General features: G+C 68.0%; 22 protein-coding genes and 2 tRNA genes. 21 read left to right on the plus strand and 3 right to left on the minus strand.

Going from position 1 to position 24,062, the window contains the following annotated elements:
• Positions 1 to 68 precede the first annotated feature (68 nt).
• The 16 genes from obgE to AC1DXI_RS07715 all read left to right on the plus strand — a co-directional run bounded on the left by obgE (position 69) and on the right by AC1DXI_RS07715 (position 14,319).
• Complete coding sequence (gene obgE, locus AC1DXI_RS07640) at positions 69 to 1,658, plus strand: GTPase ObgE (protein ID WP_476938096.1); 1,590 nt, start codon at positions 69 to 71, stop codon at positions 1,656 to 1,658.
• Complete coding sequence (proB, locus tag AC1DXI_RS07645; RefSeq protein WP_476938097.1) at positions 1,648 to 2,820, plus strand: glutamate 5-kinase; 1,173 nt, start codon at positions 1,648 to 1,650, stop codon at positions 2,818 to 2,820. Before obgE ends, proB begins: the two co-directional genes overlap by 11 nt.
• Before the next feature lie 26 nt (positions 2,821 to 2,846).
• On the plus strand, positions 2,847 to 4,232 hold the full coding sequence (locus AC1DXI_RS07650) for a glutamate-5-semialdehyde dehydrogenase (protein WP_476938098.1): 1,386 nt from the start codon (positions 2,847 to 2,849) through the stop codon (positions 4,230 to 4,232).
• Positions 4,233 to 4,312: 80 nt separating this feature from the next.
• On the plus strand, positions 4,313 to 4,552 hold the full coding sequence (locus tag AC1DXI_RS07655; protein ID WP_476938099.1) for a hypothetical protein: 240 nt from the start codon (positions 4,313 to 4,315) through the stop codon (positions 4,550 to 4,552).
• A 55-nt stretch (positions 4,553 to 4,607) separates the two neighbouring features.
• Complete coding sequence (gene nadD / locus AC1DXI_RS07660) at positions 4,608 to 5,291, plus strand: nicotinate-nucleotide adenylyltransferase (RefSeq protein WP_476938100.1); 684 nt, start codon at positions 4,608 to 4,610, stop codon at positions 5,289 to 5,291.
• A gap of 7 nt (positions 5,292 to 5,298) precedes the next feature.
• Positions 5,299 to 6,591, plus strand: coding sequence for a hypothetical protein (locus AC1DXI_RS07665; RefSeq protein ID WP_476938101.1), 1,293 nt, complete (start codon positions 5,299 to 5,301; stop codon positions 6,589 to 6,591).
• Between the two features lie 65 nt (positions 6,592 to 6,656).
• Entirely contained in the window at positions 6,657 to 7,058 is a 402-nt protein-coding gene (rsfS, locus tag AC1DXI_RS07670) for a ribosome silencing factor (protein WP_018773346.1), read from the plus strand.
• 163 nt (positions 7,059 to 7,221) lie between these two features.
• A tRNA-Ala gene (locus tag AC1DXI_RS07675) sits at positions 7,222 to 7,294 on the plus strand.
• A gap of 176 nt (positions 7,295 to 7,470) precedes the next feature.
• Positions 7,471 to 7,546, plus strand: a tRNA-Ala gene (locus AC1DXI_RS07680).
• 217 nt (positions 7,547 to 7,763) lie between these two features.
• Entirely contained in the window at positions 7,764 to 8,585 is an 822-nt protein-coding gene (locus tag AC1DXI_RS07685; RefSeq protein ID WP_026537135.1) for an amino acid ABC transporter substrate-binding protein, read from the plus strand.
• A 36-nt stretch (positions 8,586 to 8,621) separates the two neighbouring features.
• Complete coding sequence (locus tag AC1DXI_RS07690; protein ID WP_018773344.1) at positions 8,622 to 9,287, plus strand: amino acid ABC transporter permease; 666 nt, start codon at positions 8,622 to 8,624, stop codon at positions 9,285 to 9,287.
• Positions 9,274 to 10,071, plus strand: a complete 798-nt coding sequence (locus AC1DXI_RS07695) for an amino acid ABC transporter ATP-binding protein (RefSeq protein WP_018773343.1) — start codon at positions 9,274 to 9,276, stop codon at positions 10,069 to 10,071. The genes AC1DXI_RS07690 and AC1DXI_RS07695 overlap by 14 nt, the downstream gene beginning before the upstream one ends.
• Before the next feature lie 94 nt (positions 10,072 to 10,165).
• Positions 10,166 to 10,525: a zinc ribbon domain-containing protein YjdM gene (locus tag AC1DXI_RS07700; protein WP_476938102.1), complete on the plus strand. Its 360-nt coding sequence runs from the start codon at positions 10,166 to 10,168 to the stop codon at positions 10,523 to 10,525.
• A 20-nt stretch (positions 10,526 to 10,545) separates the two neighbouring features.
• On the plus strand, positions 10,546 to 11,676 hold the full coding sequence (locus tag AC1DXI_RS07705) for an NAD(P)-binding domain-containing protein (protein WP_476938124.1): 1,131 nt from the start codon (positions 10,546 to 10,548) through the stop codon (positions 11,674 to 11,676).
• 139 nt (positions 11,677 to 11,815) lie between these two features.
• Positions 11,816 to 12,961, plus strand: a complete 1,146-nt coding sequence (locus AC1DXI_RS07710; protein WP_476938103.1) for a class I SAM-dependent methyltransferase — start codon at positions 11,816 to 11,818, stop codon at positions 12,959 to 12,961.
• A 155-nt stretch (positions 12,962 to 13,116) separates the two neighbouring features.
• Entirely contained in the window at positions 13,117 to 14,319 is a 1,203-nt protein-coding gene (locus AC1DXI_RS07715; protein ID WP_476938104.1) for an ROK family transcriptional regulator, read from the plus strand.
• 18 nt (positions 14,320 to 14,337) lie between these two features.
• Here AC1DXI_RS07715 and AC1DXI_RS07720 read toward each other — a convergent pair whose 3' ends face one another.
• Positions 14,338 to 14,535, minus strand: a complete 198-nt coding sequence (locus AC1DXI_RS07720; protein WP_018773338.1) for a hypothetical protein — start codon at positions 14,533 to 14,535, stop codon at positions 14,338 to 14,340.
• A 430-nt stretch (positions 14,536 to 14,965) separates the two neighbouring features.
• On the opposite strand from AC1DXI_RS07720, the gene AC1DXI_RS07725 reads away from it, so the two are divergent.
• On the plus strand, positions 14,966 to 15,982 hold the full coding sequence (locus AC1DXI_RS07725; RefSeq protein ID WP_476938105.1) for a methylenetetrahydrofolate reductase: 1,017 nt from the start codon (positions 14,966 to 14,968) through the stop codon (positions 15,980 to 15,982).
• Between the two features lie 48 nt (positions 15,983 to 16,030).
• A complete protein-coding gene (gene metE / locus AC1DXI_RS07730; protein ID WP_476938106.1) occupies positions 16,031 to 18,364 on the plus strand; it encodes a 5-methyltetrahydropteroyltriglutamate--homocysteine S-methyltransferase in 2,334 nt (777 codons plus the stop codon).
• A gap of 241 nt (positions 18,365 to 18,605) precedes the next feature.
• On the opposite strand, the gene AC1DXI_RS07735 is transcribed toward metE, so the two are convergent.
• Entirely contained in the window at positions 18,606 to 19,112 is a 507-nt protein-coding gene (locus AC1DXI_RS07735) for a DUF2004 domain-containing protein (RefSeq protein WP_026537142.1), read from the minus strand.
• Positions 19,113 to 19,210: 98 nt separating this feature from the next.
• On the opposite strand from AC1DXI_RS07735, the gene AC1DXI_RS07740 reads away from it, so the two are divergent.
• Positions 19,211 to 20,608, plus strand: coding sequence for an aldehyde dehydrogenase family protein (locus AC1DXI_RS07740; RefSeq protein ID WP_476938107.1), 1,398 nt, complete (start codon positions 19,211 to 19,213; stop codon positions 20,606 to 20,608).
• Positions 20,609 to 20,692: 84 nt separating this feature from the next.
• Here the strand turns inward: AC1DXI_RS07740 and AC1DXI_RS07745 are convergent, their stop codons facing one another.
• Entirely contained in the window at positions 20,693 to 21,613 is a 921-nt protein-coding gene (locus AC1DXI_RS07745) for a LysR family transcriptional regulator (RefSeq protein WP_018773333.1), read from the minus strand.
• A gap of 317 nt (positions 21,614 to 21,930) precedes the next feature.
• Between AC1DXI_RS07745 and AC1DXI_RS07750 the strand changes: the two genes are divergently transcribed.
• Together AC1DXI_RS07750 and AC1DXI_RS07755 are read left to right on the plus strand one after the other, a co-directional pair.
• Entirely contained in the window at positions 21,931 to 23,319 is a 1,389-nt protein-coding gene (locus AC1DXI_RS07750) for an NAD(P)/FAD-dependent oxidoreductase (RefSeq protein WP_476938108.1), read from the plus strand.
• Entirely contained in the window at positions 23,316 to 24,062 is a 747-nt protein-coding gene (locus tag AC1DXI_RS07755; RefSeq protein WP_476938109.1) for a DUF1365 domain-containing protein, read from the plus strand. Before AC1DXI_RS07750 ends, AC1DXI_RS07755 begins: the two co-directional genes overlap by 4 nt.

Here is a 24,062-nt window from a genome sequence, read left to right on the forward strand (position 1 = left end):
GTTTTAACCGCATTACAATCATCTTGGGCCTCTTTGGGGGTCCGGGGAACAGCACTGAGGAGATCCACGTGGCGAGCTTTGTAGACCGGGTAGTACTGCACGTATCCGGCGGTACCGGCGGCCACGGCTGTGTCTCCGTCCACCGCGAGAAGTTCAAGCCCCTCGGCGGTCCCGACGGCGGCAACGGCGGCAACGGCGGCGACGTCATCCTGCGCGTGGACCCCCAGACCACCACCTTGCTCGACTACCACCACGCGCCCCACCGGCACGCCACCAACGGCGGCCCCGGCATGGGCGACTGGCGCGGCGGCAAGAACGGCGAAACCCTGATCCTTCCGGTCCCGGTGGGCACCGTGGTGAAGTCCAAGTCCGGCGAAGTCATCGCCGACCTCGTGGCCGAAGGCGACGAATACATCGCCGCCGCCGGCGGCATTGGCGGCCTCGGCAACGCCTCACTGTCCTCCCAGAAGCGCCGCGCGCCCGGCTTCGCGCTGCTCGGCATCGAAGGCGAATCCAGCGACGTTGTCCTGGAACTGAAGTCCATCGCCGACATCGCCCTGGTCGGCTTCCCCTCCGCCGGCAAGTCCAGCCTGATCGCCGCCATGTCCGCCGCCCGGCCCAAGATCGCGGACTATCCCTTCACCACCCTCATCCCCAACCTGGGCGTCGTCCAGGCCGGCGAGGTCCGCTTCACCATTGCCGACGTCCCCGGCCTGATCGAGGGCGCCAGCGAAGGCAAGGGCCTCGGCCACCACTTCCTGCGCCACGTCGAGCGGTGCGCCGCCCTGGTGCACGTGCTGGACTGCGGCACGCTCGAATCGGACCGCGATCCGCTCTCCGACCTCGCCATCATCGAGGCCGAGCTGGAGAAATACGCCGTGGACATGAGCTACAGCGGGTCCGACGGCGAAGTCGTTCCGCTGAACCACCGCCCCCGCCTCGTGGCCCTGAACAAGGTCGACCTGCCCGACGGCAAGGACATGGCCGAGTTCGTCCGCCCGGAACTTGAATCCCGGGGCTACAAGGTCTTCGAAATCTCGGCGACGAGTCACGAAGGCCTCCGCCAGCTCGGCTTCGCCATGGCCGAAATCGTCAAGGCGGCCCGCGACGCCGTCGCCGCGACCCCGCCGAAGGTGCACGCCCCGGTCCTGCGCCCCCGCGCCGTCAACGAGACCGGCTTCACGATCCGCCGCGAGGAAAAGAACCTCGAGCCGCTCTTCCGCGTCCTGGGCGACAAGCCCGTGCGCTGGGTCAAGCAGACCGACTTCACCAACGAGGAAGCGATCGGCTACCTCGCCGACCGCCTGGCCAAGCTCGGCGTTGAAAATGAACTGTTCAAGCAGGGCGCCAAGCCGGGCGACATGGTGGTCATCGGCGAGGACGACGGCGTCGTCTTCGACTGGCAGCCGACCATGATGGCCGGTGCCGAGCTGCTCGCCTCGCCCCGCGGCACCGACGTGCGCTTCGCCGACATCGGCGACCGCCCGACGCGTGGCCAGAAGCGCGACGAACAGCAGGAACGCCGCGACGCCAAGGCCGCCGCCCGCGCCGAGCTCGAAGCCGAACGCAAGGCCGGCATCTGGACCGAATCCGTCAGCAGCCGCCGCGCGCGGCAGCCGCTCAAGGAGAGTGGACTGGGCGAAGCCGATGACGAGTAAGACCGTCGTCGAGCACCGGTCCCAGCCGCTCAAGGCCCAGACCATCACCGCCCCGGACCGCACCGCGCTGTCCGGGGCCCGCCGGATTGTGGTCAAGGTCGGCTCGTCCTCGCTGACCTCCATCAAGGGCGGGATCTCCGAAGAGGCCCTGACCGGGCTCGCCGACGCCCTGGCGCACAAGCGCAATGCGGGCGCGGAGATCATCCTGGTGTCCTCCGGTGCGATCGCCGCCGGCCTCGCCCCGCTCGGCCTCGAGAAGCGCCCCCGCGACCTCGCCACCCAGCAGGCTGCGGCCAGCGTAGGCCAGGGCCTGCTGATGGCCCGCTACACCCACGCCTTCGGCGCGCACGGGGTCACCGTCAGCCAGGTGCTGCTGACCGCCGATGACTTCATGCGCCGCAGCCAGCACACCAACGCGTTCCGCGCGCTGGACCGGCTGCTGAACCTCGGCGTTGTCCCGGTGGTCAACGAAAACGACACCGTAGCCACGCACGAGATCCGCTTTGGCGACAACGACCGCCTCGCGGCCCTGGTGGCACACCTGGTCCGCGCCGACGCGCTCGTGCTGCTCTCCGACGTCGACTCCCTGTACGACGGCCCGCCGTCGCACGGCGCCAAGCGGATTCCGCACGTCTCCGGCCCCCACGACCTCGACGGCGTCTCGATCGGCAGCACCGGCAAGGCCGGCGTGGGCACGGGCGGCATGGTCACCAAGGTCGAAGCCGCGAGCATCGCCGCCGGTTCGGGCATCCACGCCCTCGTAACATCCACGGCCAATGCGGCCGCCGCGCTGGCCGGCGAGGACGTGGGCACGTGGTTCTCCGTCAGCGGCGCGCGCAAGCCGATCCGGCTCCTGTGGCTGGCCCACCTGGCATCCGTGCGCGGCACCCTGGTGCTCGACGACGGCGCGGTCAAGGCCGTCCGCGACCGCCGCACCTCGCTCCTGCCGGCCGGAATCGCCGCGGTGAAGGGCGACTTCGAGGCCGGTGACGCCGTGGAGATGGTGTCAGTGGACAACACTGTGATTGCCCGCGGGCTGGTCAACTATTCGGCCGCCGAGCTGCCCCAAATGCTGGGCCGGTCCACCCATGAGCTCGGCAAGGCACTGGGCCGCGGATATGACCGCGAAGTTGTTCATGTTGACGACCTGGTGCTGGTCTAGGTTCCCCCGACGCCTAAACTGGAAGCATGACTGAGGCCCTGACTTCCGCTGCCGTGACTGATGTGCCTGCCGGCACCGTTCCCGCCGGTAACACCGCGCCCGCCCAAGGGTTCGCCGCGGCCCCGGATCCGGCGGCGGCCCCTGGCACGGCAACAGAGACCGAGGCGGCCGTCCACGCGATCGCAGACCGCTCGCGGAACGCTGCCCACAAGATGGCGCGTGCCAACCGGGCCTGGAAGGACCGGGGCCTGCGCGCCATCGGCAAGGCGTTGGTGGAACACAAGCACCAGATCCTGGCCGCCAACGCCAAGGACGTCGCGGCCGGCCGGGCCGCCGGCACCAGCGCCGCCCTGCTGGACCGCCTGACGCTGACCGACTCACGCATCACGGCCCTCGCCGCCGCACTCGAAAACCTCGCCACCCTGCCCGATCCCGTAGGAAACGTCGTGCGGGGCCAAACCCTCCCCAACGGTCTGCGCCTGCGCCAGATCAACGTACCCATGGGCGTGGTGGCCGCGATCTATGAGGCCCGCCCGAACGTCACGGTCGACATCGCCGGGCTGGCCCTCAAGAGCGGCAACGCCGTCATCCTGCGCGGCGGATCCGCCGCCGCTGCCACCAACGCCGCCCTGATCACCATCCTCCGGGATGCGCTGGAATCGGTTGGCCTGCCCGCCGACGCCGTCCAGACCGTGGACCAGTACGGCCGCGACGGCGCCAACGCGCTCATGCGGGCGCGCGGCCGGGTGGACGTGCTCATTCCCCGCGGCGGCCGCGAGCTCATCCAGGCCGTTGTGACGAACTCCTCCGTACCGGTCATCGAGACCGGTGAAGGCAACGTCCATATCTTCCTGGACGCTTCCGCCAGCGAGGAAATGGCCGTGGACATCCTCCTCAACGCCAAGACCCAGCGGCCCAGCGTCTGCAACACCGTCGAAACGCTCCTGGTGCACTCCAAGTCCACCGTTCTTCCCGCGGTCGCCGCCGCGTTGCGGGCCGCCGGGGTCACCCTGCACGTGGACCAGCGGATCCGCGCCGCCCTGCCGGCCTCGGTCCAGACCGTGCCGGCCACGGAGGATGACTGGGCCACCGAATACATGAACCTGGACCTGGCGGTGGCCATGGTGGACAGCCTGGACGAGGCCGTCAGGCACATCCGCAAGTGGTCCACCGGCCACACCGAGGCGATCCTGACCAACGACCTCGCCAACGCCGAGCGCTTCATCGCCGATGTCGATTCGGCCGCCGTGATCGTGAACGCCTCCACCCGCTTCACCGACGGCGGCGAGCTCGGCCTCGGCGCCGAAGTGGGGATTTCCACCCAAAAACTCCATGCCCGCGGCCCCATGGGACTGACCGAGCTGACCACGACCAAGTGGATCGTGCAGGGCGAGGGCCAGATCCGGGGCTAGCAACGCTGTAACATGGAACGGAAGACCGGAACGGCGGACACCTCCGCCGTCGTCACATTTTGAACTCACTAGGGGAGAACATGCTGTCGCAGCAGATCGCCACTTTCGTCGCCGCCGCCGGCGAATCGGGCCACGAGGAACTCGCACCGCTCATTGCACCGCCGTTTGTCATTGGCGGCACCATGTTCGCGATCCTGGTGGTTCTGCTGCTGATCACGCTGTCCTACTCCAACCTGGGCCGGCGCCACGCGGCCGTCGAGGAGCACGCGGACCCGCACCGCCAGCACCCGAACAAGCACGATCACGGCCAAGGTCACTAATATTTCCGCCCCCACGAAGCAGCGCGGCGCCCAGCGCCGCCTGCGTCTGGGTGTGATGGGCGGCACGTTCGATCCCATCCACCACGGACACCTTGTCGCGGCCAGTGAGGTCGCGGCCAAGTTCGACCTCGACGAAGTCGTGTTCGTGCCCACCGGCCAGCCCTGGCAGAAGATGGCCAAGAAGGTCAGCGAAGCCGAGCACCGGTATCTCATGACAGTCATCGCCACGGCCTCGAACCCGCGCTTCACCGTGAGCCGGGTGGACGTGGACCGTCCGGGACCGACCTATACGATCGACACCCTGCGTGACCTGCGGACCCTGCGTCCGGACGCCGATCTGTTCTTCATCACCGGCGCGGACGCCCTGGCCCAGATTTTGTCCTGGAAAGACATCGATGAACTCTGGTCCCTCGCGCACTTCGTGGGCGTTACCCGGCCGGGCCACGTCCTGGACGGCATGGGCCGCAAGGACGTCAGCCTCCTGGAGGTCCCGGCCATGGCCATTTCCTCCACGGATTGCCGCACGAGGGTGGCCGAAGGAAACCCGGTCTGGTACCTCGTGCCGGACGGGGTGGTCCAGTACATCGCCAAGTACGGCCTGTACCACGCCAGCCCCGACGCCGACCGCCTTGAAGCCGGACATGCCGGGACCGCCAACGCCGGAAACAGCGCGGCAGGAACTGACCCCGCACAGCACGATCCAGCCTTTGAGATAACCCAACCAGCCAGCACTGAATGAGTTTGCTATGAGTCAGGAACAGCCTCCCATCCGCAGCCGCCGCGAATTGCGGCAGGCCAGAGATGAACGCCTGGAAACTCCAGGCCCGGGCGAGCCGACGGAGGCCGAAATCACTGGCCGGAGCCGTCGCGTCGCCGACGCCCCGGTGGACTCTGTGCGCGCTGACTCTGTGTCTGCCGGCACGGAGCGGTCTTCCCAGGTCCGGGCGCGGGACCGCGCCGCACTGCGCACCATCAAGGAACTCGCAGAAAAGGAAGGCCAGCTGGCCGGCGGCGGGCCGCCCACGCGACGCCAGTTGAGGCTTTTGGAGCTGGCGACCGAAACCGCCCCGGCCACCCAGGCCAACACCATTGTTCCGGTGTCGCCGCGGACGCGGGCCACCCCGGTGGTTTCCCCGGCCGGGAAGGACACCGCACCTACTGACGCCGCCTCGAAGGGCGCTGCTTCGAAGGATGCTGCCCCGAAGGGCACGTCCCCGGCTGTGTCGGCTGCCCCGGCGCCCAATGCGCCCGCTGCACCCAAGGCCCCCGCGGCCGACGGCGCCGGACCGGGCGGCACGACGCCCGAGGGCATGACCGTGGAGCAGGCGCTGGCCGCCCGCGAGCTCCTCGCGGAGCAGGCCAAGAACCAAGTGGCCAAGATGGAACACATTGCGGCCACGGATCCGGATGCCGTTGATCCGGCCGTCCTGGCCGAGCAGATCGCCCTCGCCGAGCGCGCCGCGATCCTGAACCGCCGCGCCGCCGCCAAGCAGAAGCTTGCCGAACAAAACAGCCAGCCGGCGGCGCCTCGCAACGATCCGACCACGGCCAACAACCTGGCCATGGTCACCCCCTTGGAATTTGAGAAGATCCCCGGCGTGGAGCGGCCCGTCATGAAGCGCCCTGCCACGTCGTATGTCCCGGTTGTCACCAACCCGGGTCCTCGCGTGGACGCGCCACGGAAGCCCGGCCTGCGGCGGCCGGGCAGTTCCCGCCAGAAGGCCGCAGGTCCTGCTACGGGTTCTGCCGCTGGCAGATCCGGCGTCCTGGCCCGGGCGGAAGCAGCCGCCAAAGCCGGAACGGCTAGGCCTGCAAACGCGGCAAGCGCAGCAATTTCCGCGGGGGAGGCCGACGAACGATTCGTGGGCGGGGAACCCGTAGCCGCGAATGCCGCCTACGGGCTGGAACCCCTGGATGCCGACACCGCCGGGCTGGGCCGTGCGCGCCGCCTGCGCATGCTCCAGCTCGGCGTCCTGGCGCTGGGGATTGTTGCCCTCATCGCCGGCATCACGCTGATCGTCACCGGGCTGGCCCACTAGGTCTCAGGCCGCCACCGGCGCCCACATTTTCATCACCATAGTTTTTCATCACTACAAGGAGTCCCGTGACTGCAACCGATTCATCCATCACTACCGCCCGCCACGCAGCCCGCGCTGCCTCGGAGAAGCTTGCCGAGGACATCGTGGCCCTGGACGTCAGCGAACGGCTGGCCCTGGCCGACGTCTTTCTGATTGCCTCGGCCCCGAGCGAACGCCAGGTCAACGCGATCGTGGACGGCATCGAGGACGAACTCTCCAAGTTTGACCAGAAGCCTGTCCGCCGCGAGGGCCGCTCCGGCGGTCGCTGGGTGCTGCTGGACTACTCCAACGTCGTCATCCACGTCCAGCACGAGGAAGACCGCGTGTTCTACGCCCTCGAGCGCCTGTGGAAGGACTGCCCCGTCGTCGATCTGCAGCTCGGCGACGACGCCTCCGCCAAGGCCACCGCCGGCACCGACACGGAGTAGCCACCCGCGCTCAGACCACGTCCGGACGCTAAAAGAGCCGAATATGCCCGATTTGGAATTTTCCGAAGGACTGGTCTAAGATATTTGAGTTGCTTCGGAGAGATCCGGACAAAAAAACCAGAGCTTGGCACGTCAGCAGACATGCTCGGAGCAACGAAAATTCGGGGCTGTGGCGCAGCTGGTAGCGCACCTGCATGGCATGCAGGGGGTCAGGGGTTCGAGTCCCCTCAGCTCCACCGGATAATCCGCCGGAATCGAAAGATTCCGGCGGATTTTTTGTGCCAGGATCCGGGCCAGGACCTGGAAGTCAACGAACCTTTTCCATGAGCCTTCGCGCCGATTAGCGCGAACGCGATTTGTGGTTTAGGCTATTCAGGTTGCTTCAGGGAGGACGAAACTTCCGGGCAAATGAGGGGCTGTGGCGCAGCTGGTAGCGCACCTGCATGGCATGCAGGGGGTCAGGGGTTCGAGTCCCCTCAGCTCCACCAGAAAGGGAATCACCGCGAGGCGGTGGTTCCCTTTTTCGTGCCCCGCACAGGTGCCTGCCTTCAGAAGTTGCATCCGTCAAGACCGTCTCATGACCCGACGTCATAAACTGTCATTTAGGCTCTCCACCCTGAGCGGGACCTTGCTATCGTCGCTAGGAGACAGCCGCCATGCGGCATAGCTGGAAGGCCATTTCCGGCTCCACGACTAAGGAACATCATGAAGCGCACACGACTTTCCGTTATCGGCCTCATTGCTGCCGCAGGACTCGCCCTGGCAGGCTGCGGGTCGGCGTCGACCACCCCGGCCAGCTCAGCGCCGGCAGCGGGTGCGGACACCTCCCTCAGCGACGTCAAGAGCGCAGGCGTGCTCAAGGTCGGCACGGAAGGCACCTACAAGCCCTTCACGTTCCATGCCAACGGCAGCGGTGAGCTGACGGGCTACGACGTCGAGATCATCAACGCCGTTGCCGGGAAGCTGGGCGTCAAGCCGGCCTTCCAGGAGACGCAGTTCGACGCCATCTTCGCCGGCCTCGACGCCAAGCGGTTCGACGTCGTCGCGAACCAGGTTTCCATCACCGATGAGCGCAAAGCGAAGTATGACTTCTCCACCCCCTACACGGTGAGCACCGGCGTCGTCGTCACCAAGTCGGACAACGACAGCATCCACTCCTTTGAGGACCTCAATGGCAAGACCACGGCGCAGTCCCTGACGAGCAACTGGTACAAGCTGGCGCAGCAGAGCGGCGCGAACGTCGAGGCCGTCGAGGGCTGGGCGCAGGCGATCACACTGCTCAAGCAGGGCCGTGTCGATGCCACCATCAACGACAAGCTGACCTACTTGGACTACCAGAAGACCGACCACGACACCGGCATCAAGATTGCTGCCGAGACCACTGACAAGTCGCTGAGCGCGTTCGCCCTGCGCAAGGGATCGACCAGCCTGACCGACGCCATCAACAAGGCCCTCGGCGAGCTGGCGGCCGACGGCACCCTGACGAAGATCTCCCAGAAGTACTTCGACGCCGACGTCTCGAAGTAGCCCTGTGCACGCCGCAGAGAAACGCCGCGTCCGGGCATGAGCATCAACTGGGAACTCGTGTGGTCATCGCTGGGCCCCCTCCTGACGGGTGCGATCTTCGGCACCATCCCCTTGGCGCTGGCATCCTTCAGCCTGGGCCTCCTGCTGGCGCTGGTGGTGGCCCTCATGCGGCTGAGCCGCAACCGCCTGGTTTCCGCGGTGGCGCGGACCTACATCTCCGTCATCCGCGGAACCCCGCTCCTGGTCCAGCTGTTCGTCATTTTCTACGGGCTGCCCTCCGTCGGAATCACCATCAGCCCCTGGCCCAGCGCCATCATCGCGTTCTCCCTGAACGTCGGCGGCTATGCCGCTGAGGTCATCCGGGCGGCCATCCTGTCCGTTCCGAAGGGCCAGTGGGAGGCCGGCCACACCATCGGAATGTCGCGCCGGCAGACGCTCGTGCGGATCATCCTGCCGCAGGCCGCCCGGGTCTCGGTTCCGCCACTGTCCAACACCTTCATCAGCCTGGTCAAGGACACCTCGCTGGCGTCGCTGATCCTCGTCACCGAACTGTTCCGCGTGGCGCAGCAGGTGGCAGCCTTCAGCCAGGAGTTCATGCTGCTGTATCTGGAAGCAGCCGTGATCTACTGGATCATCTGCCTCGTTCTCGCCAGCGGACAGTCCGCCCTGGAGAAGAGATTGGACCGCTATGTCGCCCACTGAACCGCAACCCTCCGATGTTCCTGTCCCGGACGAGCCGCTCCTGACCGTCACGGGCCTGCGCAAGGCGTTCGGCCAGCACGAAGTGCTCAAATCCATCGACCTTGAAGTCCGCCGCGGCGAAGTGGTCACGTTGATCGGGCCGTCCGGATCAGGAAAAACGACAGTCCTGCGCTGCCTGAACGGCCTCGAAGTGCCCGACGCCGGCGTCGCCGAATTCGCGGGGCAACTGACCGTGGACTTTGCCACACCGGTGGCGAAGAAGCAGGTGCTCGCCTTGCGGGACCGCAGCGCCATGGTGTTCCAGCACTACAACCTCTTCCCGCACAAGACCGTCCTGGAGAACGTGATCGAGGGCCCGGTCCAGGTGCAGAAGCGGCCCAAGGCGGAGGCGATCCAGGAGGCCAGGGACCTGTTGGCCCGGGTCGGCCTGACCGGCAAGGAGAACAGCTACCCCTTCGAGCTCTCCGGCGGCCAGCAGCAGCGCGTCGGCATTGTGCGTGCCCTCGCCCTGCGCCCGCAGTTGCTGCTCTTCGACGAGCCCACCTCTGCGCTGGACCCCGAGCTCGTGGGCGAGGTCCTGGCCGTCATCAAGGAACTCGCCGACGAAGGCTGGACCATGGTGGTGGTCACCCACGAGCTCGCGTTCGCCCGTCAGGTGGCCGACGAGGTCATCTTCATGGACGGCGGCGTGGTGGTCGAACGCGGCCACCCCGACACTGTGCTGCGGGACCCGCGGGAGGAACGCACGCGGCAGTTCGTGGACCGCCTGCTGAACCCGTTCTAAGGCACTCCACCCGCGGTGGACAATACGACGGACACTACGGGCGAGAAAAGGCGGCCAGCACGGGCGGGCACCAGCGGCGACTAAACTTGGTCGGGTGAACGACTCCCTGCCCCCGTGCCCCGAATGCTCCAGCGAATACACCTACGAAATGGGGGCGCTCCTGGTCTGCCCGGAGTGCGCGCACGAATGGTCCGCGTCCGCGACGACTGACACAGAAGCCGACGCCCCAGCGGCCGCCGTCATCAAGGACGCGGTAGGTAACGTCCTCGCCGACGGCGACACCGTCACCGTGGTCAAGGACCTGAAAATCAAAGGAAGCTCCACCGTCATCAAGGTCGGCACCAAGGTCCGCGGCATCCGCCTGGTCAACGGTGTCGGCGACCACGACATCGACTGCAAGGTGGACGGCGTGGGCCCCATGCAGCTCAAGTCCAGCGTCGTCAAGAAGATCTGACCGGGAACGCGACCGTGACCGTGACCGCGGAGACGGTGCGGGCGGCCGACGTCGTCGTGGTCGGCGCCGGCCAGGCGGGCCTGTCGGCGGCCTACCACCTTCAGCGCCGCGGCTTCGTCCCGGCCGCCGCTGACGCTGCCGGCCCTGACCCGGCCGGCCCGGCCCCGGCCGGGACCTACATCGTGCTCGACGCCGAGGACGGGCCCGGCGGGGCCTGGCGGCACCGGTGGAAGAGCCTGCTCATGGCCACCGTGAACGGCATCAGCGACCTCCCGGGAATCCCGCAGCCCGACGTGGACCCCGCCGAGGCCAGCTCCAGTTTCCTCACCCGCTATTTCGGCGGGTACGAACACGACCTCGGCCTCGCGATCGAGCGGCCGGTGAAGGTGCAGTCGGTGAGCCGGGAGGACGATGATCCGGCCGGGCGGCTGAGCATCGCAACCTCCCGCGGACGGTTCTCTGCCCGCGCCCTCATCAACGCAACCGGCACCTGGACCCGGCCGTTCTGGCCCATATATCCGGGCAGGGCCAGCTTCCGCGGTCGGCAGCTGCACGTCGCCGACTACGTGTCCGCCGACGAATTCCGCGCTCAGCATGTCATCGTGGTCGGCGGCGGGATCTCGGCCGTCGGGCTGCTCGACGAGATCTCCAAAGTCACCACCACCACATGGTTCACGCGCCGGGAACCGGTCTGGCGCGAGGCCGCCTTCGACCGGCAGGCCGGCCACGACGCCGTCGCCCTGGTCGAGGAGCGGGTGCGGCAGGGCCTGCCGCCGCAGAGCGTCGTCTCCGTGACGGGCCTGATCTGGACTCCTGCCCTGCGCGCCGCCGCCGCGCGCGGCGTCCTGGACCGGCACCCCATGTTCACCGCGATCGAACCCGACGGCGTCCGGCTGGCCGACGGCAGCTTCCTCGCCGCCGGGGTCATCCTGTGGGCCACGGGATTCCGGGCAGAACTCGAACACCTCGCCCCGCTGCACCTGCGCGGACCAGGCGGCGGCATCGCGATGGACGGCACCCAGGTCGCGGCCGAGCCGCGGGTCCACCTCGTCGGCTACGGGCCTTCCTCGTCCACAATCGGCGCCAACCGGGCCGGCCGGGCCGCCGTCGCTGGAATCGTCACACTGCTGGCCCGGTCCGGGATAACGTAATAAAGCAACGCGGGGTCACTTACGGCCCATCCAGGCGCTCAGGACGGGCCGTAAGTGACCCCGCGTTGCAGTGCAGTACCAAAGTTCCAAACACCCCAGCTAAATTCCAAGCCCGAGAAGAAACGGCGGCACAACGCGCGTGGCGGACAACAGCTTCGAATCCCTCTTTGCCCGGCTGCGTAGATTCCCGGATGTGGAAGCCGACAACCTGCAGGCCTGGGACGCCACGGACAGGCTCCTGCTGGACTCTGCCCTTGAGATGCGCGCGGCCGGCCTGCTGCAGCCCGGCGGACGGCTCGCGGTGGTGGGGGACCGGTACGGTGCCCTGACCCTCGGCGCCCTGACGCTCGGGGCGGAGGCCGTGCGGGTCCAGCAGGACCTCATCACCGGTGAACGGGCGCTGCGGGCCAACGCCGAGGCCCTGGGCATCGACGGCGGCTTCGAGCACCTCCCGTTGGGCGCCGAACTGCTGCAGGGAGCCTCCCTGGTCTTGCTGCAGTTGCCGCGGTCCCTGGCGGAACTTGAGGAAATCGCCGACGCCGTGGCCCGCTACGCGGCGCCCGAGGTGGTGCTGGTCGCGGGCGGACGCGTCAAACACATGAGCCTGGGCATGAACGCCGTCCTGGCAAGCTACTTCGGCGACGTCCAGCCCCAGCTGGCGCGACAGAAATCAAGGCTCCTGCTGGCCCGGAGCCCGAAGCCGGTCCCGGCCGCGCTGCCCTTCCCGGTCACTGAGGTCAACGACGGACTGGGGCTCACGGTCTGCGCCCGGGGCGCCGTCTTCGCCGGCACCGGGCTGGATATCGGGACCAGGTTCCTGCTGGACTTCCTGCCCCGGATGCCGCACGCCACCCATGCCGTTGACCTTGGCTGCGGCACCGGAATCCTCGCCGCGATGTACGCCCGCGCCAACCCCGGTGCCCGCGTCACCGCCACCGACCGGTCCGCCGCCGCCGTCGACTCAGCCTTGGCCACCTCCCGGGCGAACGGCCTGGACGGACGGATCGACGTGCTCCAGGACGACGCCATGAGCTCCCTCCCGGACGCCAGCGCGGACCTGGTCCTGCTCAACCCGCCCTTCCACCTGGAAGCGGCGGTCCACTCCGGCGCGGGGATCAAGCTGATCGAAGCGGCCGGCAGGGTGCTCGCCCCGGGCGGGGAGCTCTGGACCGTGTTCAACAGCCACCTGCACTACCGGCCGGCCCTGGAACGGCTGATCGGGCCCACACGCGAGGCCGGCAGGAATCCAAAATTCACCGTCACGGCCAGCACCCGGCGGCCTTGACGAAAGAAACTTTGTGTCAGTAAAGCGCAAGTGTGGGCGCACGCCTGCACGTAACGTACGATTCTGACAACTGCTGTGCGTGGCCAAAACGTTTAGAGGTATCAGTGACCGAGTTCCGGCAACCCTCGCCGAGGCGAGGGACCAACCTACCGAAGATGGGCGACTTCAACCTCACGGTCATCTTGGACGCCATCCGCCGCACGCCGGGCGGGCTGAGCCGGGTGGAACTCGCCCAGATTGTCGGACTCTCGCCGCAGACTATCTCCAACATTTCCCGCCGCCTGCTGGACCAGCACCTGATCGTCGAGGCAGGCAAGGAAGGCAGCGGGCCGGGCAAGCCCAGGACCATGCTCCGGCTGAATCCCGCAGGGATGTATGCCGTGGGCGTCCACCTGGACCCGGCCGTCCTCACGTTCGTCGTGCTGGACCTGCTCGGCGCCGTCGTCCGGCACTCACGGATCACCACCCCGCCCGGCACCGACCCCAGGGCTGTCATCGAAACCATCGCGGGCGAAATCAAGAGGCTCATCCTGGACTCCGGGGTGGACCCGGACCGGATCGCCGGGCTCGGGGTTGCGTCGCCGGGCCCCATCGACCTCAACGAGGGCGCCGTCGTGGACCCGCCGCTGCTGCCGGGTTGGGACCACGTGGGGCTGCGGGATGCCCTCGCGGAAGCCACGGGCCTGTCCACGCTCATGGACAAGGATGTCACCAGCGCAGCCGTGGCCGAAACCTGGGCCGGCGGCCCCAGCGGAGAGGGCAGTTTTGTCTTCATGTACATGGGGACCGGGATCGGCTGCGGGATCGTCCTTAATGACGAAGTCGTCCGCGGGACCTCGGGCAACGCCGGGGAAATTGGGCACATCGTCGTCGACCCGGGCGGCGCCCTCTGCGACTGCGGGCAGCACGGATGCGTGAAGTCCTCCGCCATCCCGCAGGTCCTCGTGGCGCAGGCCGAAGCGGCCGGGATATTGGATGGTTCACTCCAGGACAGGAGCGCACCGGCAGTTCAGGAACGGTTCGCCGAGTTGTGCGCGATCGCCGACGCCGGCAACCACGAAGCCAGGGAAATCATTCGAGGGTCCGCAGTGCTCGTGGCCCGTGCGGTGTCGGTCGTCACCAACGCCCTGGACGTGGACCGGGTAGTGTTCGGCGGCCCGTTCTGGACATGCCTCTCAGCGGCCTACCTCGAGCTAATTCCCGGCCTGGTCGAGGCGAACAGTGCCACCCGGAGGATCCATGGGATCGAAGTCGTGGGCACAGGGGTAGGCGAGGACGTCGGCGCGGTCGGCGCGGCCTGCCTGGTGCTTGAACACACGCTGGCCCCGCGCTCCCAGCGGCTGCTCCTGGGGGACTAGGCAGGGGCTGACCGGGCGTCAGTCGATGTCCTCAACCACCGTCCCATACGGGATGGTGTCATCCAGATGCGCCTGGTGGCCATGCGGAAGCACGAGAATCCGGACCCCGTGCAACCTCTCTGCGGCCGACTGCATGAGGACGGGCCGGACGGTGTTGATGAAGCTCTCGCTCTTGCCGGCGAGGTACTGCTGGTAGCTGGCTGGAAGCTGAATCATGGCAACAGGATAGTCCTGACCGGGTGCGTTGGGGAGAGCGGGCCGCGCGGGGCTAAAACGGCGCCTTGGGCGAACATTATTCTGCCCGGTACCGCAAACGGCCGTAAAGGTGCGTCTTAATTCGGGCGCCGACTTGAAGGGCCCCCCGGCCGGGTCTTAGAGTTCTATACAAGTTACCTCAGTAACGTGTCAGCGATCCTCCGCTGAAAGCTGCCCCCGGGCGGCCCAGGAGGGTGTGGGTGCCCCCATGTGGGCCTGACATTTGCTCACGGACAACTTCGTATCAGGCGTAACAGTCGCGGCTGCGCCCTGCTGAAGTTCCCTCCGTGTTCCCCAAACTCAATTCACTGACGACGGAGTTTCCGTTTCTGGTTCCGGTCCTCCGGGATTCCGGATCTCCCGGCGGCAGTGTTCAAAGCCAAGGACGCAAATGTCACCTCCAAGCCTTATCGATACCCATCCCAATCTTGCCGGCGCGGCCCCTGTTGCGCTTTCCTACGAGCTGTTCCCGCCGCGGTCGCCCGCAGCCGCCGAATCCCTCTGGACCACCATCGGCGAACTGGAAGCCACGGACCCGGACTACGTGTCCGTGACCTACGGGTCCAACGGCTCGAACCGCAGCACCGCCGTCGATCTCGTCAACCGGCTCGTGCAGGAAACGACGCTGCGGCCCCTGGCCCACCTGACCTGCGTGGGGAATTCCCCGCAGGAGCTGGCGGAGATCATCGGCGAACTGCTCGACGTCGGTGTCCGCGGCATCCTCGCCCTCCGCGGCGACCGGCCCAAAGACGGAGAAACCCCGCCGCCGGGATCGCTCCGGTACGCCCAGGACCTGATCGAGCTCATCCGCCGCGTGGAGCAGCGCCGCTCGGCACTGCTGTGCGCCGGCAGGGTCGCGGTCGGCGTCGCCGCCTACCCGACCCGGCACCCGGAATCCCCGAGCGAGGCGCACGACGTCGAGGTCCTGCTGGCCAAGCAGCGCTCCGGCGCCGACTTCGCCATCACCCAGGTCTTCTTCCACACCGAACAGTACGCCGACCTCCTGACCCGGGCCCGCCGGGCCGGGGTGACCATCCCGATCATTCCCGGGGTCATGCCGCTGACCAGCCTCCGGCGGCTCGCCCGGCTCGGCGAACTGACCGGCGTGGAACCGGCCCCGGAACTCATCGAACGCCTCGCGGCTGCCGATACCGACGCCGACCGGACCCGGATCGGGGTCAGCGCCACCGTTGATCTCGCCAACGCAGCCCTGGACGCCGGAGCCCCCGGCATCCACCTCTACACGTTCAATGAGCACGCCGCGGCCCTGGACGTGCTGGACAAACTCGCCCTGCCCCGGCCGCACCGCGGCAACAAGAACAGCGGCAACAAGAACAGCGGCAACCGGCACGGCGCCGGCCGCATCAACGCATCCCGGAGCGCCGCCAGCGGCCAGCTCGCCAGCTAGGCACAACAACTTCCCCCCGTACAGAACCACCAACACCAAGGACTTCCCATGACTGAACTTCCCATCACCCCCTTCCCGTCCGCCTCGATCCTCGGCTACCCGCGCATCGGCCGCCGCCGCGAACTCAAGAAGGCCGTCGAGGCCTACTGGGCCGGCAAAATCGACGCCGCAGCCCTGGACGCTGCCGCCAAGGAAATCCAGCTCGGCACGGCCAAGCGCCTCCAGGGCCTGGGCCTGACCGAAGCCGCCGCCGTCCCCGGCACCTTCTCCTACTACGACCAGGTGCTCGACGCCGCCGCCCACCTCGGCGCCGTGCCGGCCCGCTTCGGGAACCTCCTCAACGCGCAGGGCCAGCTCGACATCGACGGCTACTTCACCCTGGCCCGCGGCAATAAGGACCAGCAGCCGCTGGAAATGACCAAGTGGTTCGACACCAACTACCACTACCTCGTGCCGGAAATCGGCCCGGAAACCAGCTTCGCGCTGACCTCCAACCGCATCGTGGAGGAATTCGAATACGCCCTCGCCAACGGCGTCGAGACCCGCCCGTACATCGTCGGCCCGGTCACGTTCCTGCTGCTAAGCAAGGCCTCCGACGAAGCCCCGGCCGGCTTCAGCCCGCTGTCCCGCCTGGAGGACATCCTCCCCGTCTACACCGCGCTGCTTCAGAAGCTCGCCGCCGCCGGCGCCAGCTGGGTCCAGCTCGACGAGCCCGCCCTCGTGGTGGACCAGGACACCCCGGCCGTGGAAATCCAGGCCGCCGTCGCCCGCTCCTACGAGGCCCTGGCCGCCGCGGCCCAGCGCCCGCAGCTTTTCGTCTCCACCCCGTACGGCGCGCTCAACGGCCAGCTCGGCACCCTTGCCGCCACCGGCATCGACGCCCTGCACCTGGACGTCTTCAAGGGCGAGGTCCCGTCCGCCGCGGCCCTGGCCGCGCTGGGCAACAAGACCCTCGTCGCCGGCGTCGTGGACGGCCACAACATCTGGCGCAACGACCTCGCCGCCTCCGCGAAGAAGATCGCCGAACTGAAGAAGTCGGTGGCCAAGCTGGCCATCAGCACCTCCACCTCCACCCAGCACGTCCCGCACGACGTCGACGAGGAAGTCCAGCTCTCCGAGCAGCTGCGCAGCTGGCTGGCCTTCGCCGACCAGAAGGCCGTTGAAGTCGTCAACCTCGCCGGTCTGCTGGGCGACGAGGCAGCCGTCCAGCCCGCCATCGACGAGGCCACCCGCGTCATCGCCTCCCGCGCCGAGGCCGAAGGCGTCCGCCGCGGCGACGTGCGCGCCCGCACCGCCGCCCTGACCGGCGCCGACTTCAACCGCTCCGCCTACGCCGTCCGCGAGGCAGCCCAGGAGAAGGCGCTGCACCTGCCGCCGCTGCCCACCACCACCATCGGCTCCTTCCCGCAGACCTCGGAAATCCGCACCGCCCGGGCCCGCGCCAACCGCGGCGACCTCACCACGGAGCAGTACGAGCAGCTCATGAAGGACGAGATCAAGCGCGTCGTTCAGCTGCAGGAAGAGCTCGGCTTCGACGTCCTGGTCCACGGCGAGCCCGAGCGCAACGACATGGTCCAGTACTTCGCCGAGAACCTCGAAGGCTTCGACGTCACCGTCCACGGCTGGGTCCAGTCCTACGGCTCGCGCTGCACCCGCCCGTCCATCCTGTGGGGCGATGTCACCCGCAGCGCCCCGATCACGGTGAAGTGGGCCGAGTACGCGCAGTCCCTGACCAGCAAGCCGATGAAGGGCATGCTTACCGGCCCGGTCACCATCCTGGCCTGGTCCTTCGTCCGCGATGACCAGCCGCTCGGCGAGACCGCCAACCAGGTGGCGCTGGCCCTCCGCGACGAGATCGCCGATCTCGAAGCGGCCGGCATCAAGGTCATCCAGGTGGACGAGCCGGCGCTCCGCGAGCTCCTGCCGCTGCGCAAGGCCGACCAGGCCGCGTACCTGGACTGGTCGGTGAAGTCCTTCCGCCTCGCCACCGCCGGAGCCGCGGACGCCACCCAGGTCCACACTCACCTGTGCTACTCCGAGTTCGGCGCCATCATCGACGCGATCGACGGCCTCGACGCCGACGTCACCTCGATCGAGGCCGCCCGCTCCCGCATGGAGGTCGTCCACGACCTCGAGTCCCACGGCTTCGGCCGCGGCGTGGGCCCGGGCGTTTACGACATCCACTCGCCCCGCGTCCCGGGCGAGCAGGAAGTCACCGAACTGCTCAGCACCGCCGTCGAGCACGTCCCGTCCCGCCAGCTCTGGGTCAACCCGGACTGCGGCCTGAAGACGCGCGGCTACGCCGAGACTGAAGAGTCCCTGCGTAACCTGGTCACCGCCACCAGGACGGTCCGCGCCGAGCTGCTCTCAGCCGCCAAGTAACACAGGCGATCTAGTAGGCAGCGGCCAAATAGAGGAACCCTTAAGTGGGGGCCGCTAAATAGGCAGCCGCCAAGGAGTCCGCTCCACGCACAAACGACGCCGGCCGGTCACCCTCGCAAGGTGGCCGGCCGGCGTCGTACGTTCTTAATCATCGATTGCTGAGCAGCCGCCGTTTTCAGCGCCCAGAAGGGCATCTACGGAGCAACCGACGCAGGATTAGCAGCGACTCAGGATTCCCGAGTCAGGACTCCCAGAGGATTTCGTCGTCGACGACGCCGTCCTCATCCGCGGAAGCGACGAGGACCTCGTCGGTGAAGTGCTGGCCCAGCGTGAAATCGAGGACGAAGTAGCGTTCCGGCTGGCCGGGGTAGATGCCCACGTGGCCGAGCTTGAGGGCCTTGAGGAAGACCTCGTCGGTCAGCTGGCTCTTGTCCTCGACGCCGAAGACCTTTTTGAGGTGTTCGTCCTTGATCGCGTTGCAATGGAAGTGGCGGTACTCCTGCGGGCTGGTACCTTCCTGGTCCAGTTCCTCGGCGATCATTTCGCGGACCTGGTCCACGAGTTCGGGCAGGAAGCGCAGGCGGTAGTCAACTTTATGCATGGCAGCTTCATCAAAATGGTCATGCGCGTTGACATTCAGGTCAAGCTCCACGGTCTGGCCCGCCAGCTCATGCGTGGCGGTGAGATTATGCTCCCGTCCGTGGTTGAGCTCGACCTCGCCGAAGTGCTTGCTCGCTACCTTGTTCATATCTTCAACATAGTCCTGAAAACCGGACCATTCCAGCGTTGGCAGGGTTTTATCGGGACCCTGGCCGGCGGACGGCCGCATGACTGTACATTGATCGGATGCAGCATGTAATCTCGCCCGTCATCCGTGCCCGGGCCGCGTTCGACGCCGGGACCACCCGTCCGCTCACCTGGCGGCTGGATCAGCTGGGCCGGCTGCGGCGCATGCTGGCGGAGCGGCACGCGGACTTCGCCGGGGCCCTTGCCCGCGATCTGGGCAAACACCACACCGAGGCGCAGCTGGCGGAGATCGGGTTCGTAGACGCCGAGGCGGCGCACCTGGAGCGGCACCTCGAAGACTGGCTCCGGCCCCGCCGCGTGCCGGTGCCCCTGGCAGTGCGGCCAGCCCGCGCCTGGACCGAACTCACCCCGCTGGGCGTGGTGCTGGTGATCGGGCCGTGGAACTACCCGCTGCAACTGCTGCTCGCCCCACTCGCCGGAGCCCTGGCCGCGGGCAACACCGTGGTGCTCAAGCCGAGCGAACACGCCCCGGCCACCTCGGCGGCGCTGGCCCGCTGGATTCCCGAATACCTGGCCGGCGCCGCCGAGGTGGTTGAGGGCGGCATCCCGGAGACAGCGGCGCTCCTGGCCGAACGCTTCGACCACATCTTCTTCACCGGGGGAGAAGCCGCGGCCAAGGTGGTGCTGCGCGCGGCGGCCGAGCACCTGACCCCGGTGACGCTGGAGCTCGGCGGCAAGTCCCCGGCTTACGTCGACGCATCCACGGACCTGGCCACGGCAGCCAAACGCATCGCCTGGGGCCGGTTCATGAACGCCGGGCAGACGTGCGTCGCACCCGACTACGTCCTGGCCCGGGAGGAGATCCTGGAGCCGCTGCAGGCCGAGCTGATCAAGGCCGTGGCGGCGCTCTTCGGACCGGACCCGGCGGCGAGCCCGTCGTACGGCCGTATTGTCGATGACCGCCACTTCGCACGGCTCGCTGCCCTGGCGGACGCCAGCACGGTGGTGCACGGCGGACAGCGCGACGCCGTCAGCCGCTACTTTGCGCCGACCCTGCTGCGCCCGGCGCCCGGCGACGCCGTCATGGCGGAAGAAATCTTCGGACCGCTGCTGCCACTGGTGCCCGTGGACGGGCTCGACGCGGCCATCGAGGAGGTCAACGGGCGCGCCAAGCCGCTGGCACTTTACGTCTTCAGCAAGGATCCACAGACGCGCCGCGCCTTCGCCGGGCGGACCTCGTCCGGAGCCCTGTGCTTCGACGTTCCGGCGGCCCACCTGTCCGTCCCCGGGCTTCCGTTCGGCGGGGTCGGCGCCAGCGGCATGGGTGCCTACCACGGGGAACATTCGGTGCGGACGTTCTCGCATGAGCGCCCCACCCTGGACAAGCCGGTGTGGCCGGACACGCTGGAAGTGATCTACCCGCCGTACACCCGGACCAAGCACCGGATCATCGACGCGCTGGTGGCGCCGGTCGGGAAGCGGGCCAGGAAGCGCTGAACGCCCGCCGGGCTACCGAGCTTGTTCGTCCGCCCAGTCGACCTCGGCCCACCGCTGCCGGCCCTTGAGCCCGGGCCCTTGAACTCAGTCCTTTCGCGCGGTCCCGAGCCGGTGCATCGTCTCGGCCAGCAGCTCCACGAACAGCTGGACCTGGGCCGTCCGCTTCTCGTTGATCAGCAGGGCGAAAACATTCCGTGCCAGCCGGATCTCCGGCACATCGAGGACCACCACGCCGGCCGGCCGGTGCCGCAAGGCGAGCTCGGGAACCAGCGCGGCGCCGAGCCCGGCGGCGGCCATCTCGAGGCTGGCGTGGAAGTCATCGCTGTAGGCCACCACGCGGGGGTGCAGGTTGCAGCTCGCGAAGAGCCGTTCGATCACCGTGGCATCGGACGTGCCCGGGTGGTGCATGATCCAGGGCATGTCCGAGAGGTGCGGTGCGGCGACCTTGGAATCCGTGCCGATGCCCCAGGCCGCCGGCAGCACCACGCGGAAGTCGTCGTCGCCGATCCACTGCCGGTCCACGGTGTGCGGCCAGGCGAGGCCGGACTGTCCCACCTGGTACACCAGGGCGACGTCGAGTTCGCCGCCGGTCCGCAGCCCCTGGATGGTCTGGGCCGGTTCCGCGACCGAGACCCGCAGGTCGATGCCGAGTTTCTTCCAGGCCGGGTTCTGCAGGATCGGCGGCAGCACATAGGTGGCGAGGCTCGGGAAGATGCCCAGCCGCAGCTCCTGGCTGGGGCTTTCCTGCGCCCGGGAGGCGGCGGCCATCAGCGTCTCGATGTCCGTCAACACCTTGGCGGCGTGCCGGGTCATGACGACGGCGGCTTCGGTCGGCTGGATGCTGCGGGCCGCCCGCTGGAACAAGGTGACGCCGGTGTCGCGTTCCAGGGCCGACATTTGCTGGGATACGGCCGAAGCCGTGTAGCCCAACCGGGTGGCGGCGGCCGCAAACGATCCAAGCCGGATCACTTCCACAAGGGTCCGGAGATGGACGGGGTTGATCAAGGGCTGCCCTTCGCCTGGTTGCGGGTCCACGGGGACTGGACCGGAATTCCCGCTTCATTGTGGCATATCCGGCCCTCCGGCGGCCGTGCCGATATGTCTGCTGGTATGTCTGCCGGAGGGACTGCACGGAAAGTCTGCGCTGCGCGGCCGGGCCCATGCAGGAGAATCCGAGGAACCCTACCCAAGTGACGGATGATGGCGTCACTTGCGACGGTCTGACAGCAGAACTAAAAAATCCCACATTCATACTCATCCGGCCGCCCGACGGCCACGAATTGCCCATAAGAAACTTCGGGCCAGACAACAGGAGCAGATCAGTGTCGCAAGCAGCAGGGATTCCGGCAGGCCGGCGGGTAGCCGTCATCGGCAGCGGAGTGGCGGGGCTGACCGCCGCGTACGTGCTGAACGGGCAGGACCGGGTATCGCTCTTCGAGGCCGACTCCCGGCTCGGCGGCCACGCCCACACCCACGATGTGCCGCAGCAGAACGGGCCCACCCTGGGTGTGGACACCGGCTTCATCGTCCACAACGAGCGGACGTATCCCACCCTCCTGCGCCTGTTCGCCGAGCTCGGCGTCGAAACCCAGGACTCCGAAATGAGCATGTCCGTCCGCTGCGACGGCTGCGGCCTGGAATACGCCGGCGCACGGGCCAAGGGGAGCGGCATCATTCCCCGGCCGTCCACGCTGCTGCGCGGCCGCTACCTGAGGATGCTGCTGGAAGTCACCCGGTTCCACCGCCGGGCCCGTGCCCTGCTGGCCGAGCCCGCCACAGGCACGGCAGCCGACGGACACGAGCTCACCCTCGGGGAGTTCCTGGCCCGGGAGAAGTTCAGCAGCTACTTCATCTCGCACTTCATGACCCCGGTGGTCAGCGCCGTTTGGTCCTGCGACCCCACCACCGCCCTGGCCTACCCGGCCCGCTATCTGTTCACCTTCCTGGGCCACCACGGCCTGCTCGGCGTCAAGGGCTCGCCGCAATGGCGAACCGTCACCGGCGGCTCGCGCAGCTACGTCGACAAGGTCGCCGCGACCCTGCCGGACATCCGGCTCGCCAGCCCGGTCACCGCGGTGCAGCGGCACGCCGACGGCGTCGACGTCACGTCCGCTCTCGGCGCCGGGACCGTGCGCGAGACTTTTGACGCCGTCGTCATCGCCACCCACCCTGCGCAGGCCCTGCGCATGCTCACCGACGCCTCGGCTGCCGAGCGGGCCGCCCTTGGCGGCATGCCGTACTCGGTGAACCAGACGCTCTTCCACCGTGACGAAGCCGTGCTGCCGGCCAGCCCCAACGCCCAGGCGTCCTGGAACTACCGGCTGCCGTCCTGCGACGCCCGGCCTGACAAGGTCCTGGTCAGCTACGACATGACCCGGCTGCAGCGGCTGGACCCCGTGGACGGCGGCCGGTACATCGTCAGCCTCGGCGAATCCGAGCTGATCGACGACGCCACGGTCCTGGACCGGATGGTCTACGAGCACCCGCAGTACACGCCGGAGTCGCTGGCGGCGCAGCAGCGGATCCTCGGACTGGGCGACGAGCGTCTGGCCTTCGCCGGTGCGTACCACGGCTGGGGATTCCACGAGGACGGCGCCCTGTCCGGCCTCAGGGCCGCCGCCAGGTTGGGCCGCGACTGGGACCAGCTCCCCGTCAACATCGGCACTGTGGGAGTGGACCCGGACCTCCAGCCGGCCGCGGAGGCCTCATGAGCGCCCAAGGCTCCCTACAGCAGGCGGCCATCTACCGCACCGCCATCGCCCATGTGCGGCGCACCCCGCTGCGCAACGCGTTCACCTACCGCAGCTACAGCTGGTACGTCGACGTCGACCGCCTCCCGCGGCTGCCGCGCCTGCTCCGGCCGCTGGCCGGCTTCCGGGTGGAGGACCACCTCGGTGATCCGTCCGGCACCCTGCGCGGCAACGTGGAAAGCTACCTGGCCACCCAGGGGATAAAGCTCGACGGCGGACGCATCACCATGCTTGCCAGCGCCCGGGTGTTCGGGCACGTGTTCAACCCGTTGAGCGTGTTCTGGTGCCACAGCGCCTCCGGTGAGTTGCGCTGCGTCGTCGCCGAGGTCCACAACACGTACGGGGAGCGGCACTGCTACCTCCTCGAAACCGACTCCACGGGCAGGGCAAGCGTCCCGAAGGCGTTCTACGTCTCGCCGTTCAACGACGTCGACGGCGAATACCGCATGAAGCTCCCCGAACCCGGCGAACGTCTCGCCGTATCGATCGTCCTGGAACGGGAGGGACAGCAGCCCTTCATCGCCACCATGGACGGCGTCCGGCACGAAGCGAGCGTGCGGAACATCGTGTCCGCGGCGCTCGCCGTCCCCGCGGCCCCGCTGCGTGTCGCGGCACAGATCCGCTGGCAGGGCATCAAGCTGTGGGCGCGCCGCCTGCCCATCATCAAGAAACCACACCACCCTTCACAGGAGGCAGTTCAGTGA

Source organism: Arthrobacter sp. P1_H7 (assembly GCF_056405215.1).

Excerpts from the sequence above, each read along its gene's own strand:
- proB (WP_476938097.1), top strand. The coding sequence starts at position 1,648 with ATGACGAGTAAGACCGTCGTCGAGCACCGGTCCCAGCCGCTCAAGGCC.
- AC1DXI_RS07650 (WP_476938098.1), top strand. The coding sequence starts at position 2,847 with ATGACTGAGGCCCTGACTTCCGCTGCCGTGACTGATGTGCCTGCCGGC.
- AC1DXI_RS07655 (WP_476938099.1), top strand. The coding sequence starts at position 4,313 with ATGCTGTCGCAGCAGATCGCCACTTTCGTCGCCGCCGCCGGCGAATCG.
- nadD (WP_476938100.1), top strand. The coding sequence starts at position 4,608 with ATGGGCGGCACGTTCGATCCCATCCACCACGGACACCTTGTCGCGGCC.
- AC1DXI_RS07665 (WP_476938101.1), top strand. The coding sequence starts at position 5,299 with ATGAGTCAGGAACAGCCTCCCATCCGCAGCCGCCGCGAATTGCGGCAG.
- AC1DXI_RS07685 (WP_026537135.1), top strand. The coding sequence starts at position 7,764 with ATGAAGCGCACACGACTTTCCGTTATCGGCCTCATTGCTGCCGCAGGA.
- AC1DXI_RS07690 (WP_018773344.1), top strand. The coding sequence starts at position 8,622 with ATGAGCATCAACTGGGAACTCGTGTGGTCATCGCTGGGCCCCCTCCTG.
- AC1DXI_RS07695 (WP_018773343.1), top strand. The coding sequence starts at position 9,274 with ATGTCGCCCACTGAACCGCAACCCTCCGATGTTCCTGTCCCGGACGAG.
- AC1DXI_RS07715 (WP_476938104.1), top strand. The coding sequence starts at position 13,117 with ATGGGCGACTTCAACCTCACGGTCATCTTGGACGCCATCCGCCGCACG.
- AC1DXI_RS07720 (WP_018773338.1), bottom strand. The coding sequence starts at position 14,535 with ATGATTCAGCTTCCAGCCAGCTACCAGCAGTACCTCGCCGGCAAGAGC.
- AC1DXI_RS07725 (WP_476938105.1), top strand. The coding sequence starts at position 14,966 with ATGTCACCTCCAAGCCTTATCGATACCCATCCCAATCTTGCCGGCGCG.
- metE (WP_476938106.1), top strand. The coding sequence starts at position 16,031 with ATGACTGAACTTCCCATCACCCCCTTCCCGTCCGCCTCGATCCTCGGC.
- AC1DXI_RS07735 (WP_026537142.1), bottom strand. The coding sequence starts at position 19,112 with ATGAACAAGGTAGCGAGCAAGCACTTCGGCGAGGTCGAGCTCAACCAC.
- AC1DXI_RS07740 (WP_476938107.1), top strand. The coding sequence starts at position 19,211 with ATGCAGCATGTAATCTCGCCCGTCATCCGTGCCCGGGCCGCGTTCGAC.
- AC1DXI_RS07755 (WP_476938109.1), top strand. The coding sequence starts at position 23,316 with ATGAGCGCCCAAGGCTCCCTACAGCAGGCGGCCATCTACCGCACCGCC.